This is a genomic window from Actinacidiphila rubida, from assembly GCF_900110255.1.
Classification (GTDB): domain Bacteria; phylum Actinomycetota; class Actinomycetes; order Streptomycetales; family Streptomycetaceae; genus Actinacidiphila; species Actinacidiphila rubida.
Genome location: NZ_FODD01000042.1, coordinates 46,326 through 66,249, shown reverse-complemented (window position 1 = coordinate 66,249; position 19,924 = coordinate 46,326). Strand labels below are relative to the sequence as shown.

19 protein-coding genes are annotated in these 19,924 nt (G+C 74.2%); 5 read left to right on the top strand and 14 right to left on the bottom strand.

Annotated features, from left to right (window positions below; all coding sequences use genetic code 11):
- Positions 1–435: 435 nt before the first annotated feature.
- The 5 genes from BMW99_RS31930 to BMW99_RS31910 all read right to left on the bottom strand — a co-directional run bounded on the left by BMW99_RS31930 (position 436) and on the right by BMW99_RS31910 (position 5,073).
- Positions 436–1,065: a TIGR04282 family arsenosugar biosynthesis glycosyltransferase gene (locus BMW99_RS31930; RefSeq protein WP_069467589.1), complete on the bottom strand. Its 630-nt coding sequence runs from the start codon at positions 1,063–1,065 to the stop codon at positions 436–438.
- 62 nt (positions 1,066–1,127) lie between these two features.
- The gene (locus BMW99_RS31925) at positions 1,128–1,889 is read right to left on the bottom strand and encodes a glycosyltransferase family 2 protein (protein ID WP_075018049.1); all 762 of its coding nucleotides are present in this window, start codon (positions 1,887–1,889) and stop codon (positions 1,128–1,130) included.
- 53 nt (positions 1,890–1,942) lie between these two features.
- Entirely contained in the window at positions 1,943–3,028 is a 1,086-nt protein-coding gene (locus tag BMW99_RS31920) for an NAD-dependent epimerase/dehydratase family protein (protein WP_069466472.1), read from the bottom strand.
- A 72-nt stretch (positions 3,029–3,100) separates the two neighbouring features.
- Positions 3,101–3,778 (bottom strand): hypothetical protein, encoded by a 678-nt coding sequence (locus BMW99_RS31915; RefSeq protein ID WP_322899818.1) that lies wholly within the window; start codon positions 3,776–3,778, stop codon positions 3,101–3,103.
- A complete protein-coding gene (locus BMW99_RS31910; RefSeq protein WP_075018048.1) occupies positions 3,775–5,073 on the bottom strand; it encodes a molybdopterin-dependent oxidoreductase in 1,299 nt (432 codons plus the stop codon). The genes BMW99_RS31915 and BMW99_RS31910 overlap by 4 nt, the downstream gene beginning before the upstream one ends.
- Positions 5,074–5,264: 191 nt before the next feature.
- Between BMW99_RS31910 and BMW99_RS31905 the strand changes: the two genes are divergently transcribed.
- Both BMW99_RS31905 and BMW99_RS31900 read left to right on the top strand, forming a co-directional pair.
- Positions 5,265–6,698, top strand: a complete 1,434-nt coding sequence (locus BMW99_RS31905; RefSeq protein ID WP_075018051.1) for a hypothetical protein — start codon at positions 5,265–5,267, stop codon at positions 6,696–6,698.
- A gap of 125 nt (positions 6,699–6,823) precedes the next feature.
- Positions 6,824–7,408: a GNAT family N-acetyltransferase gene (locus BMW99_RS31900; RefSeq protein ID WP_069467707.1), complete on the top strand. Its 585-nt coding sequence runs from the start codon at positions 6,824–6,826 to the stop codon at positions 7,406–7,408.
- 485 nt (positions 7,409–7,893) lie between these two features.
- Here BMW99_RS31900 and BMW99_RS42765 read toward each other — a convergent pair whose 3' ends face one another.
- The 5 genes from BMW99_RS42765 to BMW99_RS31875 all read right to left on the bottom strand — a co-directional run bounded on the left by BMW99_RS42765 (position 7,894) and on the right by BMW99_RS31875 (position 11,942).
- Positions 7,894–8,928 carry a helix-turn-helix transcriptional regulator gene (locus tag BMW99_RS42765; RefSeq protein ID WP_069462163.1) on the bottom strand — a complete coding sequence of 345 codons (1,035 nt, stop codon included), beginning with the start codon at positions 8,926–8,928 and terminating at the stop codon, positions 7,894–7,896.
- A gap of 41 nt (positions 8,929–8,969) precedes the next feature.
- Positions 8,970–9,425 (bottom strand): tellurite resistance TerB family protein, encoded by a 456-nt coding sequence (locus BMW99_RS31890; protein WP_069462162.1) that lies wholly within the window; start codon positions 9,423–9,425, stop codon positions 8,970–8,972.
- 158 nt (positions 9,426–9,583) lie between these two features.
- Entirely contained in the window at positions 9,584–10,591 is a 1,008-nt protein-coding gene (locus tag BMW99_RS31885; protein WP_075018047.1) for a zinc-binding dehydrogenase, read from the bottom strand.
- A gap of 132 nt (positions 10,592–10,723) precedes the next feature.
- Positions 10,724–11,212 (bottom strand): hypothetical protein, encoded by a 489-nt coding sequence (locus BMW99_RS31880; protein WP_069465616.1) that lies wholly within the window; start codon positions 11,210–11,212, stop codon positions 10,724–10,726.
- A gap of 154 nt (positions 11,213–11,366) precedes the next feature.
- Positions 11,367–11,942, bottom strand: coding sequence for a TerD family protein (locus tag BMW99_RS31875; protein WP_069465615.1), 576 nt, complete (start codon positions 11,940–11,942; stop codon positions 11,367–11,369).
- A gap of 138 nt (positions 11,943–12,080) precedes the next feature.
- Between BMW99_RS31875 and arfB the strand changes: the two genes are divergently transcribed.
- A complete protein-coding gene (arfB, locus tag BMW99_RS31870; RefSeq protein ID WP_069465614.1) occupies positions 12,081–12,506 on the top strand; it encodes an alternative ribosome rescue aminoacyl-tRNA hydrolase ArfB in 426 nt (141 codons plus the stop codon).
- Positions 12,507–12,544: 38 nt separating this feature from the next.
- Here the strand turns inward: arfB and BMW99_RS31865 are convergent, their stop codons facing one another.
- Positions 12,545–13,057: a flavin reductase family protein gene (locus BMW99_RS31865; RefSeq protein ID WP_069465613.1), complete on the bottom strand. Its 513-nt coding sequence runs from the start codon at positions 13,055–13,057 to the stop codon at positions 12,545–12,547.
- Positions 13,058–13,385: 328 nt separating this feature from the next.
- Here BMW99_RS31865 and cdgB point away from each other — a divergent pair, with 328 nt between their 5' ends.
- Together cdgB and BMW99_RS31855 are read left to right on the top strand one after the other, a co-directional pair.
- Entirely contained in the window at positions 13,386–15,047 is a 1,662-nt protein-coding gene (gene cdgB / locus BMW99_RS31860; RefSeq protein ID WP_069465612.1) for a diguanylate cyclase CdgB, read from the top strand.
- Positions 15,048–15,203: 156 nt separating this feature from the next.
- Entirely contained in the window at positions 15,204–16,346 is a 1,143-nt protein-coding gene (locus BMW99_RS31855) for a threonine aldolase family protein (RefSeq protein WP_107485451.1), read from the top strand.
- A 12-nt stretch (positions 16,347–16,358) separates the two neighbouring features.
- Here BMW99_RS31855 and BMW99_RS31850 read toward each other — a convergent pair whose 3' ends face one another.
- The 3 genes from BMW99_RS31850 to BMW99_RS31840 all read right to left on the bottom strand — a co-directional run bounded on the left by BMW99_RS31850 (position 16,359) and on the right by BMW99_RS31840 (position 19,345).
- Positions 16,359–17,330: a quinone oxidoreductase family protein gene (locus BMW99_RS31850; protein WP_069466680.1), complete on the bottom strand. Its 972-nt coding sequence runs from the start codon at positions 17,328–17,330 to the stop codon at positions 16,359–16,361.
- Between the two features lie 94 nt (positions 17,331–17,424).
- Complete coding sequence (locus tag BMW99_RS31845; protein ID WP_069466681.1) at positions 17,425–18,114, bottom strand: response regulator; 690 nt, start codon at positions 18,112–18,114, stop codon at positions 17,425–17,427.
- Between the two features lie 28 nt (positions 18,115–18,142).
- Positions 18,143–19,345: a sensor histidine kinase gene (locus tag BMW99_RS31840; RefSeq protein WP_069466682.1), complete on the bottom strand. Its 1,203-nt coding sequence runs from the start codon at positions 19,343–19,345 to the stop codon at positions 18,143–18,145.
- Positions 19,346–19,924: the final 579 nt, after the last annotated feature.

The window sequence follows — 19,924 nt, the reverse complement described above, 5'->3', positions numbered from 1 at the left end:
CACATTTCTCTGCGGGGAGCACTTCCTCCCCACCCCCTCCCGCTTACCCACCGTGCGGCGGGGGACATGGGACACAGCCAACGCCCTCCCGCAGACGGGGACGGGCCGGAAGGGGACGATCCGGGTGTGTCCCCGCAGAACTGTGCATCCACCCGCCCCACCGAACGGGAGAACGGTGCACGCACAGTTCGAGGAGACACTCCCGGAGTGGGCCCTGACCCCACCCACGAACCTGCACCGCCAGGGGCGCGGGGAACTGCGCGAGCAACCACGACGAGACCGTCAGACGGCAGCGCGCAGCGCGAGGCACCCCGGAAGCCGCAGGGGCGCGAGGTCCCCCAGCCTTCGGCCGGGAGGTGCCCCCAACGCGACAAGCCACGACGGCGCGGCACACGCCGGACAAGCCCCGGGGGCACCTCGTTGGCACCCCGTTGGCTACCCCGGGGACGGGACGGCAGAGGTGAGGGTGTGGGCGAAGAGGGTGTGGGGAGCCTCCGTGGCAACGGAAACCGCGTCGGCCGCGGTGTCGACGTCCCGGAGGACGGGCAGCTCGTGGACGGAGAGCCCGGCGGCGAGGAGCCGGCCGAGCTGGACCCGCCCGGTGTCCGCCCGGGACATGCGGACGCCCCGCACGAGCGCACCCTCCGGCTCGGAGAGCCCCAGCGCCCAGAAGCCGCCGTCGGCCGCGGGGCCGAACACCGCCGTGCGCGGCCCCCGCACGACCGCCGCGCCCGCCGCGGCCAGGAGCGCTCCGGTGACCTGGGGCGTGTCCATCCCGATGAGCAGCGCGGGGCCCGCGCAGGACGAGAACGCCGCGGCCAGCCGCTCGTCGAGCCCGCCGGGGACCTGGGGGAGGATCTCGAAGCCGGCGGGCAGCCAGCTGCCGGGCCGCCCGTCGAGGACGAGGACCCGCCGCGCCGCGGGTGCGGCGAGGACGGCCCGGAGGGTGTCGGTGAGCGCCGCCTCCGCGAGCGCCGCCGCCTCCCGCGGGGTGTACGGCGGCGTCAGCCGCGTCTTGACCCGGCCGGGCAGCGGCTCCTTGGCGATCACCAGCAGGGTGAGCACGTCCGCCGCGGCGCGGGCCGCACCCCGCCGGGCCCCGGGCAACGCCGCCCTCGTCGCCGCGTTCATCGCCGACCCACCGCGCTCCGCGCGCCCGCCTGGGGCGGGACCACGGCCTCGGTGGGGACCACGGCGTCCGCCGGGCCCACCGCGTCCGCCAGCACCGCCCGCATGTCCCGCACGGCCTGCCACGTACCGCGCCAGGTACCCGTCACCTTGGACCGGCCGGAGCGCGGCCGGTAGGGGACGGGGTGCTCGGTGACGCGCCAGCCGGCGTCCGTCGCCTTGACGACCATCTCCAGGGGGTAGCCGCTGCGGCGGTCGGTGAGGCCGAGGGCGAGCAGCGGCTCGCGGCGTGCCGCGCGCAGCGGGCCGAGGTCGCGCAGGGGCAGGCCGGTGCGGCGGCGGATCATGCGGGCGAGGGCCATGTTGCCGGCCCGGGCGTGGGCCGGCCACGCGCCGATCCGTTCGGGGCGCCGCCGACCCAGTACCAAGTCGGCTTCACCGTTGGCGACTTCGCGGACGAACGCGGGCAGCAGGGCCGGGTCGAGGGACGCGTCGCAGTCGCAGAAGCAGACGAACTCCGCGGTGGCGGCGAGCAGTCCGGTGTGGCAGGCGGCACCGAAACCGCGCCGCTCCTCGCGCAGCACCGTCGCTCCGAGCGACGCCGCGAGGGCGGCCGAGCCGTCGGTGGAGCCGTTGTCGACGACGATCGCCCGCCACCCGCCGGGGACGCGGCCGAGCACCCACGGCAGGGCCTCCGCCTCGTCGAGGCACGGGAGCACGAGATCGGCGACGGGGGTGCGGGGCACGGCGGTCACATCCATCGGGTGGGCTGTCGCGGTGAGGCGGGGCGAACTCAGGGCATTCGTGGGGTACTTCAGGGTGCGTGGGCGGCGCCGCGCGGTTCGGGGAGCGGCACCGGCCGCTGCGCCGCCCGCGCGAACTCCGTGACGCCCGCGGCGAAGGCGACCTCCGGCAGCCAGCCGAACTCCTCGCGCAGCCGCACCGACGCGGCGGTGATGTGGCGGACGTCCCCGAGCCGGTACTCGCCGGTGACGACCGGCGCCGGCCCGCCGCAGGCCGCGGCGAGCGCCGCGGCCATCTCGCCGACGGTGTGCGGTGTGCCGCTGCCGGTGTTGTACGCGCGGAACGAGCCCGGCGGGCGCTGCCCGACCGCGGCCAGCGCGTGGACGTTGGCCGCGGCCACGTCCCGCACGTGGACGAAGTCCCTGCGCTGGCCGCCGTCCTCGAAGACCCGCGGGGCCTCGCCGCGGGCCAGCGCCGAGCGGAAGAACGAGGCCACGCCCGCGTACGGGGTGTCGCGCGGCATCCCCGGCCCGTACACGTTGTGGTAGCGCAGCGAGACGGCGCGGCCGCCCGTCGCGCGGGCCCAGGACGCGGCGAGGTGCTCCTGCGTGAGTTTGGTCGTCGCGTAGACGTTGCGCGGGTCGGCGGGCGCCTCCTCGGCGACCAGGCCCGGGGCCAGGGCGTCGCCGCAGCGCGGGCAGCGGGGTTCGAAGCGGCCCGCGGCCAGGTCGTCCGGCAGCCGGGGGCCCGGCGCCACCCGGCCGTGCCGCGCGCAGTCGTAGCGGCCCTCGCCGTAGACGACCATCGATCCGGCGAGCACCAGGTCCGCGACGCCCGCCTCGGCCATGGCCGCCAGCAGGACGGCGGTGCCCAGGTCGTTGCAGCCGACGTACGCGGGCGCGTCCGCGAAGTCCTTGCCCAGCCCGACCATCGCCGCCTGGTGGCACACCGCGTCGACGCCGTGCAGGGCGTCCGCGACCGCCGCCGCGTCCCGGACGTCGGCATGGACCCACTCCGCGGCGGGCCGCGGCGGCGGTACGGCGTGGGCGGTGGGCAGCAGGGCGTCGAGCACCACCGGCTCGTGGCCGCCGGAGAGCAGGGCGGTGACGATGTGGGAGCCGATGAAGCCCGCGCCGCCTGTGACGAGTACGCGCATGCCGCCGACCCTAGGCGCGGCCCGGTGCCGCGGCGGGCCGCCGGACCGCGACGCCACGGGTTCGTAAGGAATTCACTCCTGGGTGGGACCGGCCCGCCGGGTGCGGGCGGCGGCGCGCCACCGTCGCAGCGCGAACAGCAGCCCGGACGCGGCGAACAGCACGGCGGTCACCAGCAGCCAGCGGGGGAGGAACGCGGACGCGTCGAGGCGGGTCGTCGCCGCGTAGTAGCCGCCGGCCCGCTGCGCGATCGACGGCCAGTAGACGAGCAGCAGGAGGAGGGAGAGGAACGCGGGGACGCGGATGTGGTTGACCACCGCGATCCGCGGGTCGGACCGCTCCGGCCCGTCCGGGGGCGCGGCCCGCCCCCACTTCCCGACGCCCCGGTGCAGCAGCCAGTCCGCGCCGCCGTACAGCGGCACCAGCACCAGGTCGTGGATGAGGGCCGCGCCGACGAACCACTCGGTGATCGCCCACCAGTCGCCCTGCAGCAGCCGGTCCGCGGCGTAGCCGCAGAGCGCGAACGAGGCCAGCAGGGCCAGCAGATGGAACGGCGACTCCCCGTACAGCGTGCGGAACAGCCGCGCCGGGCGTGCCCGCGGGCCCGGCGGCCGGGGTGCGGGTGTCTGCCGCGTACGGCCCGGGCCGCCGCCGCCGGAATCATCGCCGGAGTCGCCGGAGTCGCCGGAGTCGCCCGAGCCGCCGGTGGGGTCGGGACCGCCGGGGTCGTCGGGTGGCGGAGCGGTGCTCATGCGGGGCTCCCGAAGTCCGTCGCGCCGAAGGTGAGCCGGCCGACCCACTTGGTGTTCATCACGCCGGGCGCGTTCGGCACGATCACCCGTGCGGGGTAACCGTGGTCGAGCGACAGCGGCGCGCCGTTGACGCGCAGCGCCAGCAGCGCGCGCGGGTCGCGGACCTGGTTGGCGCGCAGCGCGACCGCGCGGAAGGAGCCGCTGCGCTGCACCGACTGCACGAAGACCCCCGGCGGGTCGGTGGCGTGGCCGACGAGCCGGGCCAGGTCGCGCAGCCGCACGCCCTCCCACGCCTGGTCCTGCGTCGACCAGCCCTCCACGCAGGCGATGGGCAGTGCGGAGCGGTACTGCGTCATGGCCTGCAACTCCCCGAGCGTCAAGGTGACATGGCGGTCGCCGGCCGCGACGGTCAGCCGCCACGCCGCGCCCAGGTCCCGGTCGTCCAGATGGACCGACGCCGCGGTCTTGTTGATCTGGAAGCCGTCCGGACCCGTACCGGGGTTGCGGCCGCGCGGCGCGAGCACCGCGGTACGGCGCCACGGGCCGCCGATGCTCTGCCCGGCGGTGACCACCAGCAGCGTGAGCGAGCCGAGGCCCACCATGCCGAGCGCGCCGCGCCGGGACATCGTCGGCGCGGCGGGCGCGGTGGCCACCAGGCCGCTGTCGTCCCGCGGTTCGGGCCGCGTGCGGGAGGTGGGCGTGCGCAGTTCCGCGCGCAGGTCGAGGCTGCGCAGCGCCCGGAGCATCCGGGGCAGCCGCAGTGCCACATGGGCGAGGAACGCGCCGAAGAACACCCACGCGCCGTAGAAGTGCAGCGGGTAGAACGAGCCCGGGAAGACATAGTCCAGCTGCACGTTGAGCAGGCCGGTGAGGAACTCGAAGAGCGCCCCGCCGACGAGCAGCAGCAGCGACAGCCGGTCCAGCGCGTGTCCGAGGGACCGCACCGGCGGCAGCGCGAACAGCTTGGGGATGACCGACCACAGCTTGGCCAGCAGCACCGGCACGAGCACGATCCCGAGGGTGACGTGCACGCCCTGGTTGACGCGGTACAGCCAGTACGGGTGGGTCGGCCAGGAGAACAGGTAGAAGCCGAGCAGGCCCTTGGCCGGCGTCTTGTCGTTGACCGGGGACAGGTCCGGGTTGTAAGCGGCGTACGACAGCAGGCCGGTGAGGAACAGCAGCGGCAGGCCGCACAGCAGCACCAGACCGAACACGGACGTCAGCCACGGCCCCCGCAGCGGGCTGCGCCACGGACTGCGCCACGCGCTGCGCGGGGGCCGGCGAGGAACGTTCATGGGGGGACAGTAGGCCGGTGGGGGCCGCGGACCGCGGTGCCGACTCATGACGAAATTCTGACGTCGCGGAGTGTGCCGGGCCCCGGGGGCCGTGCGGCTCCTACGGTGAGACCGTGAGCGTGCCCCCCTCGCCCCCGCCGTCCTCCTCGGCGGCCGCGCCCGTCCCCACCCCGCCGTCGCCCCTGCCGTCCGTGCCGGTTCCGGCTCCGCCGCCCGACGCCGCCGGCGTTCCCGCGACCGCCGCCGGGCGGCGCCCGGACGTCGCGGCCGCGGCCGCCGGCCTGCTGCTCTTCGCGGCCTCGGCGGCCGCCGGCGCGCTGCTGCTGCACCACGGCGCGAAGCTGCAGGTGCGGTGGCCGCCGCTGATGGCGGCCTGGGGTCCGCACGCCGGTCCCGGCACGCCCGCGGCGGTCGCCGTCGCCGTCCTCGCGGTCGCCCACGGGCCGCGCCTGGCGGCCCGTGCGGGGTGGCGGGTGCTCCTGGGGGCGAGCTGGGCCGCCGCGACGGCGTGGACGTGGTCGCTCGCGCTCGTCGACGGCTGGCAGCGGGGCGTCGCGGGCCGGATGACGGTCGCGGGGGAGTTCCTGCGCGGACTCGGCCGGTTCCGGCAGGACTTCGGCGGGACGTTCCGCGGGTTCAACGGCCACATCCTCATCGACTCCCCGCAGAACTGGGGCACGCACATCGCCGGCCACCCGATCGGCGCGGTGCTCACCTTCTTCGGGCTCGACCGGATCGGGCTGGCCGGGGGTGCGTGGGCGGGCGCGTTCTGCATCACCGCCGGCAGTTCGGTGGCGATGGCCGCGCTGATCGTGCTGCGCCGGCTGGCGGGCGAGGGACGGGCCCGGGCCGCGGCGCCGTTCCTGGTGCTCACGCCGGGCGCGGTCTGGGTCGGCGTGTCCCCGGACGCCTGGTTCGCGGCCCTGGCCGCCTGGTCGCTGGTGCTGGTCACCGTCGCCGCCACCACCGGGCGGCGGACGGTGCGGGCGCTCGCGGGCCTGGGCGGCGGGCTGCTGCTCGGCGCCGCGGTCTACGACTCGTACGGGCTGGTGCTGCTGGTCGTTCCCATTGCGGGCGTCCTGGTGTGCGCGCGCACGCTCCGGCCGCTGCCGTCCGTGCTGGCGGGACTGGGCGCCGTGGTCCTCACCTTCACCCTCGCCGGGTTCGACTGGTGGCAGGCATACCGGCTGCTCGTGATCCGCTACCACCAGGGCTTCGGGGGCGAACGCCCCTACTCCTACTGGATCTGGGGCAACCTGGGCGCGACGGTGGCGGCCGTGGGGCTCGCGCCGCTGGCCGGACTGCGGCGGGCGGCGGCCGAGGGCGCGGCGCGGGCCGGCGGGTGGTGGCGCGGCCGGGGTGCAGGCGGCGAGCGCCGGATCCCCGGCCCGGGCGACCGGTACGCGGTCGCCGCGGTGCTGCTCCCGTGCGCGTTCGTGCTGGCGATCCTGGCCGCCGACCTGTCGGGGATGAGCAAGGCCGAGACCGAACGCATCTGGCTCCCGTTCACGCTGTGGCTGCCGGCCGCCGCGGGCCGCCTCCCGGCCCGGGACCACCGCGGGTGGCTGGCCGCCCAGGCGCTCGCCGCCCTGCTGCTCAACCACCTGCTCCTCACCGAGTGGTGAACCCGCCCCCGTCTCCGCCCGTCTCCGCCCGCCGCCCCAGACCGCCCGTCTCTCCGGCCACGCCCGCGGGCGGAGCCGGCCGTGCGAGGATCCGGGGAGCGCGCGAGAACGACGGAGGATGGACGATGTTCGCGATTTCCCTGGGTGACGGTGCCGTCCTGGAACCGCTGGAGCCGTGGCAGGCGGACGAGTTCCTCGCCCACATGGACCGCGGCCGGGACTTCATCGGGCAGCACATAGGACTGCCGGACGCCACCGCCGACCTGGCGTCCGCGCGCGCCTGGCTCCAGTCGTACGCCGACAAGGCCGCCGCCGACGCCGGCTGGCTGTACGGCATCCGGCTCGACGGTGCGCTCGTCGGCGGTGTCCTGTTCCGGGTGTTCGACGCGGTCGCCGGCACCTGCGAGGCGGGCTGCTGGCTGGAACCGTCGGCGACCGGACGCGGTCTGGTCACGCGCGCGGCCCGCCTCATCATCGACTGGGCGGTCGAGGAACGCGGCATCCACCGGGTGGAGTGGCAGGTGTCGTCCGCCAACGGTCCGAGCATCGCGGTGGCCGAGCGGCTCGGCATGACGCGGGAGGGCGTGCTGCGCGCCAACCACCTGTACCGGGGCGTCCGTCAGGACACCGAGATCTGGTCGGTGCTGGCCCCCGAGTGGCGCGCGGCGCGGACCGCCGGCGCCGCGAGCGGTGCCCCGCGGGCGGAGTGATCCGGACCGGCGGCCGCCGGCGCGGGCGCGCGGAGGCCGCCTCCAGGTCAACCGCTTACCGTGACGCCCGGTGAGCGGCCCGGGGCCCGCGGGAGACCCCCAACCCGCCCGGTGACTGTCCAGATTGGTACGTGTCCCTTTTTGGACATGTGCCACTCAAGAGTGGTGAATCCGCAGGTAGGAAACGCTTTCCACGCCTGCGCGGGCCCTCGGAGGGTCGGTTACCGGCTAGGCACGGCATGGTGCCGTCAGGTACCAATCAGAGGCGGCTCCTCGCGGCGTAACTCCCCGCCTACCGAGGGTGTCGCGGCACCGACAGGTGCTTCCCGGTCGCGGCTCCCCCGAGTCGCCGCGGACGGGGCGTCGGATGGCGGCACAACCGGCAAGCTCGCCCGGTTTTCCCCGGGGGGGGGCGCCGTCCGACACGGGTGGGGGCCGGCCAGGCCCGTTGGTCCCCACCGTCACGGTGCCGTTCGTTCCCGTACCTAAGGGGGGGCGGGAACGGACGGCCCACCTGAGGGGGCGGGGCGCAGCGCCTTCACCAGTTCGGGGTCCTGGCCGAGTTTCAGGCCCGCCTCGAACCGGCTGGTGGCGTTCAGGCGCTCCATCAGCTTGGCCACCGCGCGCTGCACGGTACGGCGGTGCACGCCCATCTTGCGGGCGATCTGGTCGTCACTCAGGCCCCCGGCCATCAACCGGATCACGGCCCGCTCCTGGAGCGTCAGCCCGGCCGCCCCGGTGCCCGCGGGCTCGGCGGCCGCGGGGTAGGGGACGGCGCGCAGCCAGAAGTCGTCGTAGAAGGCGCCGTAGGCGCGGATCAGGGCGACCCCGCGGACCACGAGCATGGCCAGGCCCGGGTGTTCGGGATCGGCGGGCAGGCACACCGAGGAGCGGTCGTGGACGATCATGTCCAGCGGCGCGTGGTCCAGCAGCCGCACCTCCACGCCCGCGTCGTGCATCTCCTGCAGATAGCCGGAGTAGCGGGGGCTCTGCAGCAGCACCAGGGGGTACAGGGCGCGCAGGTGGACGCCGCGGCTGATGAGGGCCACGTCCCGTTCCAGGGACGTCTCCAGGATCTGGGCGGACGGCATGGGGCCCGGGTGCATGGCGTCCACGGAGCGCTGGGTGGTGCTCTCCAGCGCCACCAGCGTCCGGTCCTTGCGCCGGCGGTCGATGACGTACTCCACCTCGACCTGCGCGGGGTCGCGGGTGGCCGCCGGCCGGTACAGCGTCATGAGGGACTGCGTCAGCTGCTGGAGGGCCGTCGCGTTGCGGACCTGCTCGGCCGCGTTGGCGTGGTAGGCGTCCATGGTGCGGACCAGCGCGGTGTCGGGCTCCACCGCCTCCAGCACCCCGTCCACCACCTGGGCCAGGCCCAGTTCGTGCAGGCGCTTGCGCCCCCGCACGGCCTGGTCCGCGCCCACCCCCGCGGCCTTGCACAGCTCCTCCTCGGAGGAGATGCCGCCATGCGTGCGGAGCGCCTGGTAGATCGCAAGCGCCCACTCCTCGTCGCCCGGCATCAGACGGCCCTCCGAATCCAGCGACAGCCCCACTCATCGACTCACAGGTCGAACTCCGCGGGGTTGAGTCCCACCGCGAAGCACGCCTCGCGGACCACGGCCTGCTCGCTCTTGTCGAAGACGCCGTCCGCGCCGCCGATGACGATACCGATCTGGATGACCGCACGCGCCTCTGTGGGCTTCTTCTGCACCTTGGCGATCTCCTGGAGGATCGCCACCTTGCCGAAGTCGAAGTCCGCGGTGAGCTTGTTGAGGTAGTCGTCGAAGCGGCGCTGCAGATCCATCGCGGGGAAGTTCTGCAGGACGTCGTTGCTGCTGATCAAGGCGGCGACGCGCTGCCGCTCGGACGGGTCGACGGAGCCGTCCGCCGCGGAGACCAGCGCGCACATCGCCATGCTGGCGTCCCGGAACGCGCCGCTCTTCAGGTCGTTCTTCTTCGCCGTCAGCTGGGTCTGCATGGTCTGGGCGGATTCCTTGAAGCGGTCCCACAGGGCCATGGCGGTCTCTCCTACGAGGGCTAAGGGGTCGGTATTCGGGTGCTATCGCACGGATTGAACCGGTCGTGCGTGCGCTCAGAACAACTCCCGGACAGCGTAAAGAAGTTCCCAAGCCGCTGTGGGACGGCGCCCCGCCGGGCCCCCGCGGGTGCGTCCTTTCAGGTCACGAGGACGACCTTGCCGGCCGTCTCCCGGGACTCCAGGGCGCGGTGCGCGGCCGCGGCCCGGGCGAGCGGAAAGGTCTGCACGGCGGGCACGAGGCGCCCCGTGGCCGCGGCGGCCAGGGCCTCCGCCTCCACCTCCCGCAGTCCCTCCGGCGTACCCGTGTACCGGCCCATCGCCGGGCCCAGCAGGGTCGACGAGGTGACGCCCAGCGCGGCGAGTTCGCTCTCGGCGAACAGCGCCGCTCCGCCCGTCCCGGACGCCCACCCGTACACCAGGTGCCGTCCGCCGGGGGCCAGCAGCCGGACCGCGGCACGCGCCGACTCCCCGCCCACGCCGTCCAGGACGACGGTGGCCGGACGGTCCGCGCCCAGGGCCGCCCGCACCTCGTCCGCCCAGCCCGGCCGCGTGTAGTCGACGGCGAGCAGGCCGGGGCCGGCGTCCAGGGCGCGGACGCGGGCGGTCTTGGCGGGCCCGCCGGCCGCGCCCACGACCGTCGCGCCGAGCTGCCGGGCGTGCTGGACCGCGAGGGTGCCGATGCCGCCCGCTGCGGCCAGGACGACGACGGTGTCCTGCGGCCCCAGCGCCGCCATCCGCAGCAGGACCACGGTGGTGCGCCCGGTGCCGATCATCGCCACGGCCTCGGCGAAGCCCAGGCCGTCGGGGAGCGCGTGCAGCCGGCTCGCGGCGGTGACGGCCAGCTCCGCGTACCCGCCGGGCACGGTGCCCAGGTGGGCCACGACGCGGCGGCCGAGCCACGACGGGTCGGTGCCGGCGCCGAGCGCGTCCACCGTCCCGGCGACCTCGCGCCCCGGCACCGTCGGCAGTTCGGGCCGCGGCACCGGGCCGCTGACGGTGCCCGCGCGCAGCACCGTGTCGATCAGGTGCACCCCGCACGCGGCCACGGCGATCCGCACCTCGCCGGGGCCCGGCACCGGGTCGGGACGTTCCTCGAGGCGCAGGTTCTCCGGCGGTCCGAAGGCGTGCAGGCGGATGGCGCGCATGGGGCGGGTCCCTTCGCGGAGGAGGTGCCGCGCGGGTGGTGGCGCGGACCGGGGGACCAGCGAACAACGTCAAGTGCGCTTGAGGTCAAGCGCGGCGGCGGGGAGGGACGCCTGCGCCCTGCGGCCGCCGCCTCACACCCGCGGGTAGCGGGCCAGCAGTTCCCACACGGCCGGGTTGGCGTCCAGGCCGTCGTGCATGTCGGTGAGGTCGGCGACCAGGTCGTGCAGGAAGTCCCGGGCCTCGCGGCGCAGCTCGGCGAAGTGCACGGTCAGCGGCGGCTCGTCCTCGGCCCAGTCGGCGGTGACGTCCACGTGCCCGAAGCGGCGGACGAAGCGCAGGCGGTCGGTGGACTCGGTGAAGTCGAACTCGGCGTACTGCGGGCGGGCCGCCCGGCTGCCGCGCGGATCGCGGTCCAGCTCCTCGACGACGGCGCACAGCGCCCACGCGAAGTCCAGCACCGGCACCCAGCCCCAGCGGGTGGACAGCTCCCGCTCGCCCTCGGCCAGATAGACGTCGCCGCAGAAAAGGTCGTGGCGCAGCGCCCGCACGTCGGCGGTCCGGTAGTCGGTCTGCGGCGGGTCCGGGAAGCGGCGGGAGAGGGCGTATCCGAGGTCGATCACTGCCGCATCGTGCCAGACACGGGCGGCGGGGTCCGCGACCGGTATACGGCGGAGGCGCCACGCCGAGCGGCGTGGCGCCTCCGGGCCGGGCGCCGCGGACCCCCTGGAGGCTTCGCGCGCCTCGGAGGTCCCGGAACTCCCGGAGCCCGATGCGTCAGAGGTTGACGCCGAAGTCCTGGGCGATGCCCGCCAGGCCCGAGGCGTAACCCTGGCCGACGGCGCGGAACTTCCACTCGGCCCCGTTGCGGTACAGCTCGCCGAAGACCATGGCGGTCTCGGTCGCCGCGTCCTCGCTCAGGTCGTAGCGGGCGATCTCGCTGCCGCCGGCCTGGTTGACGATGCGGATGTAGGCGTTGCGGACCTGGCCGAAGTTCTGGCTGCGCGACTCGGCGTCGTAGATCGAGACCGGGAAGACGATCTTGTCGACGTCCGCGGGCAGCCCCGCCAGGTTGACGTTGATCGACTCGTCGTCGCCCTCGCCCTCGCCGGTGCGGTTGTCGCCGGTGTGGACGATGGTCTGGTCCGGGCTCTGCTTGTTGTTGAAGAAGACGAAGTGGCCGTCCGAGTAGACCTTGCCGGTCGCGTTGACCGCGATGGCGCTCGCGTCGAGGTCGAAGTCGGTGCCGGTGGTGGTCCGGACGTCCCAGCCCAGGCCGACCGTCACGGCCGTCAGGCCGGGCGCTTCCTTGGTCAGCGAGACGTTGCCGCCCTTGGTCAGGCTTACCGCCATGGGAAGTCCCCTTTTGTGGTCGTAGGTGATGCGGACGAAAGTACCGTCATCACTTTCATACGCGGGGGCGGCTCCGGAGGTTCCGCCGCTGAGGTAAATCCCCGTGACGGGTGACCCCGGGCGCGGGATCATGGGGGCATGTCCGGGCCACTCGTCATCCGCGGTTCGGTCTCCGTGCCGGAGGCCGAGCTCCTGTGGCGTTTCTCGCGGTCGTCCGGGCCGGGCGGGCAGCACGTGAACACCAGTGACACCCAGGTGGAGTTGCGCTTCGACCTGGCGTCGACGGAGGTGCTGCCGCCGGTGTGGAAGGAACGCGCCCTGGAGCGGCTGGCCGGCCGGCTGGTCGACGGGGTGCTGACCGTCCGGGCGTCCGAGCACCGCTCGCAGTGGCGCAACCGCGAGACGGCCGCGGCGCGGCTGGCCTCGCTGCTCGCGGAGGCGACGGCGCCGCCGCCCAAGGCGCGGCGGGCCACCCGCGTCCCGAGGGGGATCAACGAGCGCCGCCTGCGGGTGAAGAAGCAGCGGGGCGAGACCAAGCGCGGCCGCAGCGGGGGCTGGGACTGAGACGTGGGCGCTCCGGTCCGGGCCGGTGCGCGCGGCGCTCAGGTCAGATAGCGGTAGCGGCCGCGGAAGTAGGTGAGGGGACCGCCCTCGGCGCTCGGGGTGCGGGCCGTCATCACGCGGCCGATCAGCAGCGTGTGGTCGCCCGCGGCGACCCGCTGCTCCGTCTCGCACTCCAGTATCGCCAGCGCCCCGCCGAGGACGGGCGCGCCCGACTCCTCGCCGCGGTAGTACGCGACGTCCTCGAACAGCAGGCGGTCGCTGACCCGGCCGCGCATCGCGAACCGGCCGGCGATGTGCCGCTGGCTCTCGCTGAGCACCGACACCGCCCAGCGCGGTTGGCGCTCCAGCAGCTCGTCCATGCGCGAGCCGACCCGCACGCTCACCAGCACCAGCGGTGGCTCCAGGGACACCGACATGAACGCCGTCGCCGTCATGCCGACGTCCTCGCCGCGTGGCGGGTCGTCCGCGTCGTGCGCGGTGATCAGCACCACGCCCGCGGCGAGGCGGGTCATGGCGGCGCGGAAGTCGTCGATGTCGGCGGTGGGACCCATGGTGGTCCCAGGATGCCGTCCCGGTGAATCGTGAAGCACGCTCCTCACGGTACGGGTCGGTGGAACGGCCCCGCATCGGACTGTGGTCCCGGACCCTGAAGGCGAGGTCCTAGGACCAAAGGCTCTACGGTGGGTATTCACCCGCTTACCGGATCATGTGACTTGAGTCACAAGGGGGAGGAATTGTTGACCCTGTGTACCGGGCGGACAGCTCGCTGTGATTCAGTGGCGATGTCGTCGGACAGTGCGCATGGGTAGCCGCAGGGGCCGGGAGGACCGGGGGCCGGAACCGATCACGGGAGTCGCTGAAGAGGGCGTGGAGAGGGGCATGGACACCGATTCGGAGCCGTATGTCCGTCTCGCGACCCTGCGTCAGCTGCACCAGGTCGTCGCGGACCTCAACACCGCCCGCAGCCTCGCCGACACGCTGCAGGCCGTCGCCGACGGGGTGGTGCGCGGCCTCGGCTACGAGCTGGCCGCCGTCAACCTGGTCCGTCCCGACGGCGACCTCGTCGTGGCCGCGTTCGCCGGCAGCCAGGCCGGAGAGGCGCTGCTGGCCGGGCGCGTCGGCTCCCGCACGTCCTGGGAGCGCCGGCTCACCATGGGCGAGCGCTGGGGCCTGTTGCGCTTCATCCCGCACACCGAGGGCTGGGTGCTCATCGACGACGACGTGCCGCAGTGGCACACCGAGGGCCCGCTGCCCCGGTTCGCCGACGAGTGGCACCCCGGCGACCGGCTCTACGCCCCCATGTACTCCTCGCAGAGCGTCGGCGGCGAGCTGATCGGTGTCATCTCCGTCGACCAGCCGACCACTGGCCGGCACCCGGGACCCTGGGGCTGCGAGGCGCTCCAGATGTACGCGTTCCAGGCCGGCATCGCCATCAGCAACGCACGGCTGCGCGCCAACATGCAGCGCGCCCTGGTCCGCCTCGAACGCGACCAGCAGGCGCTGCGCGCCAGCGAGGAGAGCTTCCGGCAGGCCTTCGAGTACGCGCCCAGCGGCATGGCCATCGCCGAGATGGGCGGCGACCAGCACGGCAAGCTGCTGCGCGCCAACGACGCGCTGTGCCGGCTGCTCGGGCGCTCCGCGTCCACCATGCGCCGCTACTCCTTCTCCGACCTCGTCCACCCCGAGGACGTCGGGCTGCTGCTGCGCACCTCCGCCGAGGGGGGCCGGGCCGAGCTGCGGCTCGCCCGCCGCGACGGCACCTACGTGTGGGTGTCGCTGCGCAACTCGGTGGTGGCCGACACCGCCGACGGGCCGCGGTTCCTCCTCACCCACGTCGAGGACATCGAGGAGCGCAAGAGCCGCGAGCTGCAGCTCGCCCACCGGGCCAGCCACGACTCGCTGACCGGCCTGCCCAACAGCGCGGAGCTGCGCGCCCGGCTGTCCGCCCGCCTCTGCTCCCGCCCGCAGGACCGGGACGCCCGCGAGGCGGCGGCCGCGCTGGTCGACGACGTCGGCGGGCCCGACGACTTCGCGTTCTCCTACGGCTACGGCCCGGACGAACTGGCCACGCCACTGGGCGCGCTGGACTCCCACACCCACACGGTGCCGCCCGACGAGAACGACGAGGAGTCCGCGAACAAGGGGCTCGCGGTGCTCTTCTGCGACCTCGACGGCTTCAAGTCCATCAACGACAGGTTCGGGCACCACACCGGGGACGCGGTCCTCATCGAGGTCGCGCGCCGGCTCACCGGCGCGGTGCGGGACGGCGACACGGTCGCGCGGCTCGGCGGGGACGAGTTCGTCGTCCTCGCGGACGGGCTGGCGCCGGCCGACGCCGCGGATCTCGCGGTGCGGCTGCGGAACGCGATCATCCCGCCGATACGCGTCGACGGGCGCGCGGTGCGGGTCGGGGCGAGCTTCGGTATCGGCTGGGCCGGCTGCGGCATGACGGCGGAGGAAGTTCTTCACTCGGCGGATCAGCGGATGTACGTGGAGAAGCGGAGTCGTTCGGCGAAGCCGAATCATCGGCGGGCCGGCTGAGGTTTTTCTTTTTCCGCGGGTTCGGCCTACGGGGTGCCCCCGGGGCTCGCTCGACCACGCGGGGAGCACCTCCTCCCCACCTCCTGCCCACCCCCTCCCGCTCGCCGACCGTTGCCCCGGGGGGAGGAGGGGCTGGGGATGGGGGAGGATCGGGGGATGGAGACGGGCGAGGAGACAGGGCGGCGGCGGGCGGCGGTCGAGGGGTGCCGGAAGGTGCTCAGCGGGTCGTTGCGGCCGGGGATGAAGCAGAAGCTCGAGCGGCTGGCCGCGGCTGCGGAGGAGGGCGAGGCGGACCACTACGGGGACGGGGTGGTCCGGGAGCTGGAGCTGCGGGTCGCCGCGCTGCTGGGGATGCCGGACGCCGCGTTCTTCCCGACGGGGACGATGGCCCAGCAGGTGGCACTGCGGGCGTGGGCCGGCCGGACCGGAAACCCGGTGGTCGCGCTGCACCCGCTCGCGCACCCGGAGGTGCACGAGCGGGACGCGCTGCACGCGGTGAGCGGCCTGCGGACCGTGCACCCGACGACGCGTCCGCGCACGCCCACCGCCGAGGAGGTCCGGGACTTCGAGGAGCCGTTCGGCACGCTGATGCTCGAACTGCCGCTGCGGGATGCCGGGTTCGTGCTGCCCACGTGGGACGAGCTGACCGCCGTGGTGGCCGCGGCGCGCGAGCGGGACGCGGTCGTGCACCTCGACGGCGCCCGCCTGTGGGAGTGCACGCCGCACTTCGGCCGCAGCCTGCCGGAGATCGCCGAACTCGCCGACAGCGTCTACGTGAGCTTCTACAAGTCGCTGGAGGGCCTGTCCGGCGCCGTGCTGGCCTCCTCCACGGAACTGGTCGCCGAGGCCAAGGCGTGGCGGCACCGCTACGGCGGCATGCTGTTCGAGCAGTTCCCCGCGGTGCTCGCCGCGCAGGCCGGCCTGGACACCGAACTGCCCCGGCTGGCCTCGTACGTCGCGCACGCCAAGCCCGTCGCGCGGGCGCTGCGCGAAGGCCTGGCCGCCGCGGGGCTGGGCATGCCGCGGGTCCATCCGGAGGAGCCGCACACCCACCAGTTCCAGCTGTGGCTGCCCTACCCGGCGGACGCGCTGAACGAGGCGTCCGTCCGGCAGGCGGAGCAGACCGGGATCAGCCTGTTCGGCCGCGGGCGCTTCATGGAGCCGGGGCTGCCCGGGCTGTCGATGACCGAGGTGACCGTCGGCGCCTCGGCCCTGGAGTGGACCGAGGACGACGTGCGGGCCGCCGCGGCCGACTTCGCCCGCCGCCTGGCCGAAAGCACCGGCGGCCCGCAGGGGTGACGGCGCGGGGCGTCAGATCCGGAGCAGGAGCTTGCCGGTGCTGGTGCGGGACTCCAGCAGCCGGTGCGCCTCGGCCGCGTCCTCCAGCGCGAACTCCGCGCTGACCGGCAGCTCCACGCCGCCGTCAGTGACCGTGCGGAAGGCCGCGGTGGCGATCTCCCGCAGCCGCTGCGGGTCCGCCGCGGCCATGTTCAGGATCGAGAAACCGGCCACGGAGATCGCCAGCGGGTACGTCTCGGCGGGGCCGATCGACCACGGCTCCTCCGAACCCGCGTTGCCGAACGACACCAGCCGCCCGAAGCGGCCGACGACCGACAGGGTGCGCCGGAACGTCTCGCCGCCGACCGGGTCCAGGGCGATGTCCACGCCCTTGCCACCGGTCGCCCCGCGCACGTCGGCGTCGAAGGTGTCCGCCAGGAACACCTGGTCGTAGCCGGACTTCAGGGCGTGCTCCGCCTTGTCCAGGGACGACACCACGCCGTAGACCGCCGACGCCCCGCCCATCCGGGCCAGTTGGCCCGCGACGGTGCCGACGCCGCCGGCCGCGCCCTGGATCAGCACGGTGTCGCCCTCGCGCAGCCGCCCCACCTCGTGCAGCAGGCCGTACGCGGTGGGCAGGACGCTCGGCAGGGTGGCGCCGGTGCGCAGCGACAGGCCCTCCGGCACCGTGAAGACCGTCGCCGCCGGAGCGGCCACCACCTCCGCGTACCCGCCGCCGTTGAGGAACGCGGCGACCTCCTGCCCCGGCGTGAACCCCTCGACGCCCGCGCCGACCGCGCGGATCGTGCCGGACACCTCCAGACCCGGCAGGAACGGCAGGGACTCGACCCGGTAGCCCTCCGAACGGGCCTTGACGTCCGCGAAGTTGAGGCCGGCGAAGGCCACGTCCACGGTGACCTCACCCGGCCCCGGCTCCGGTGCGGGTATGTCGACGACCGTGAGGACCTCGGGGCCCCCGAACTCCTCGATGACGATGGCGCGCATGCCGTACTCCCCGTGTGCGGTTCCGGTTGCCTGCCCTGACTGGTCTGCCCAGCTCCGGCCTGATCTATCGAACCGTCAATACGCCGTCGGCGCGCTAGAAATTCCCGCCACCGGCCCGAACAAGGCCGGATTCGTACGCGAGCACCACGGCCTGCACACGATCGCGAAGTCCCAGTTTGGTGAGGATGCGCCCCACATGCGTCTTCACCGTGGCCTCCGACAGCACCAGCTTCTGCGCGATCTCCCCGTTGGACAGACCCTGCGCGACCAGCAGCAGCACCTCGCGCTCCCGCTCGGTGAGCTTGTCGACCTCCTGCTGCCGCGGCTCGCTCCCGGTACTGGGCAGCATCGGCGTGAACCGGTCGAGGAGGCGGCGGGTGGTGCTCGGCGCCACCACCGCGTCCCCGCTGTGCACGGCGCGGATCGCGGTCAGCAGCTCGTCCGGCGGCACGTCCTTGAGCATGAAGCCGCTCGCGCCCGCCTTGAGCGCGGTGAACGCGTACTCGTCGAGGTCGAACGTGGTGAGGATCAGCACCCGCGGGGTGCCTTCGGCCGGGACGCGCTCGCCGGCGCAGATCCGCCGGGTCGCCTCCACGCCGTCCATCCGCGGCATGCGCACGTCCATCAGCACCACGTCGACCCTGGTGCCGCGCAGCACCTCCAGGGCCTCCGCGCCGTCCCCGGCCTCGGCGACCACCTCCATGTCCGGCTGGGCGGCCAGCACCATCCGGAAGCCGGTGCGCAGCAGCACCTGGTCGTCGACGAGCATGACGCGGATGGCCATGGGCGTGGTCCCTTCGGTAGTCATCGGTTCAGCGGCCGGTCTTCAGCGGCAGGACGGCGCTGATCCGGAACCCGCCCCCGGGGCGGGGTCCGGCGTCCAGGGTGCCGCCGATCATCCCGATGCGCTCCCGCATCCCGATCAGCCCCTGTCCCAGACCGTCCCGGCCGCCGTGGGCGAGCAGCTCCTGTCCGGCGCCCCGCCCGTCGTCCTCGATCAGCAGGTCCAGCTCGGCGTCGCCGAAGTCCAGCATGACCTTCGCGCTCGCGCCGTCGCCGCCGTGCTTGCGGACGTTCGTCAGCGCCTCCTGCACGATCCGGTACGCGGTCAGCTCCACGCCGCTGGACAGCGGCCGTGCCTCCCCGGCGACCTCGAACCGCACCGGCAGCCCCGCCCCGCGCACCTGGTCGATCAGGTCGGCGAGCTGGTCGACGCCCGGCTGCGGCACGTACTCGCCGCCCGCGTCGTCCCCGGCCCGCAGCAGGCCCAGCAGGCGGCGCATCTCGGCCAGCGCCTGGCGCCCGGTGCTGGAGATCGTCTCCAGCGCCTGCTTCGCCTGGTCCGGCGCGGCATCCAGCACATAGGCGGCGCCGTCCGCCTGCACCACCATCACCGAGACGTTGTGCGCCACCACGTCGTGCAGCTCCCGCGCGATCCGGGCGCGCTCGGCGGCGACCGCGGCCTTCGACTGCGCCTCCCGCTCCCGGTGCTGCCGCGCCGCCCGCTCCTCCAGCTGCGCGTAGTACGCCCGCCGGGTGCGCAGGCGGTCGCCCACCACCCAGGAGCACGCGAAGATCACGGTGAGCAGGATCGTCTGGAACAGCGTCGTCCAGATCGTCGTGCCCCGCTCGTGGGGCGGCCAGCGCACCATCGACAACGGCGCGGCGGCCAGTCCCGCGAGCAGCGCCAGCCGCGACGCCCAGCGCTCCCCGTTCGACGCGCAGGTGTAGATGATCACCAGGAACGCGGCGTCGCCCGGGTTCGACTCGACGTTGAACACCAGCTGCGCGAGGCCGGTGGCGATGGCCACGAGCAGCATGCGTTCCGGCATGCGGCGGCGCAGCGCGACGACGGCCGCGAGGGCCAGGGACATGGGGATGGCGGCGAGCTTGGCGGCGCCGGACGGTCGGGGGTCCTCCACGGCCCACGCGGCGCAGGCCAGCAGCAGGACGACGGCCCAGAAGCTGTCGACCCCTGTCGGGTGCCGTCGGAAGAAGTCGTAGACGCGCTGCACATAACCCAGCGTAGGCAGGGGATCCCGTCCCGGGGTCAACCCCCAGAGCGATCTGCTCTACGCCCCAAGGTGGACGGTTCCCTCCGGGGGTTCCCCCTGTCCGTCCCCGGGTGCCACGCGCTGCGCGCTGCCGTCTGCCGGTCTCGTTGTGGCTTGTCGCGCCGACGGGGTGCCCCCGGGGCTTGTTCCGGCGTGTGCCGCGCCGTCGTGGCTTGTCGCGCAGTTCCTCGCGCCCCTGGCGGTGCAGGTTCGTGGGTGGGGTCAGGGGCCACTCCGGGTGTGTCTCCTCGAACTGTGCGTGCGCCGTTCTTTCGTTCGGTTGGGCGGGTGGATGCACAGTTCTGCGGGGACACACCCGGATCGTCCCCTTCCGGCCGGTCCCCGTCTGCGGGAGGACGTTGGCTGTGTCCCATGTCCCCCGCCGCACGGTGGGTGAGTGGGAGGGGGTGGGGAGGAAGTGCTCCCCGCAGAGAAATGTGCGCGGCCCCCGGGTGCGGCTGCGTACGTACCCGTATGCACATTTCCGAGGAGACGCTTCCGGAGCGCCCCCGACCCCACGGACAAAGGGCACGCATATCA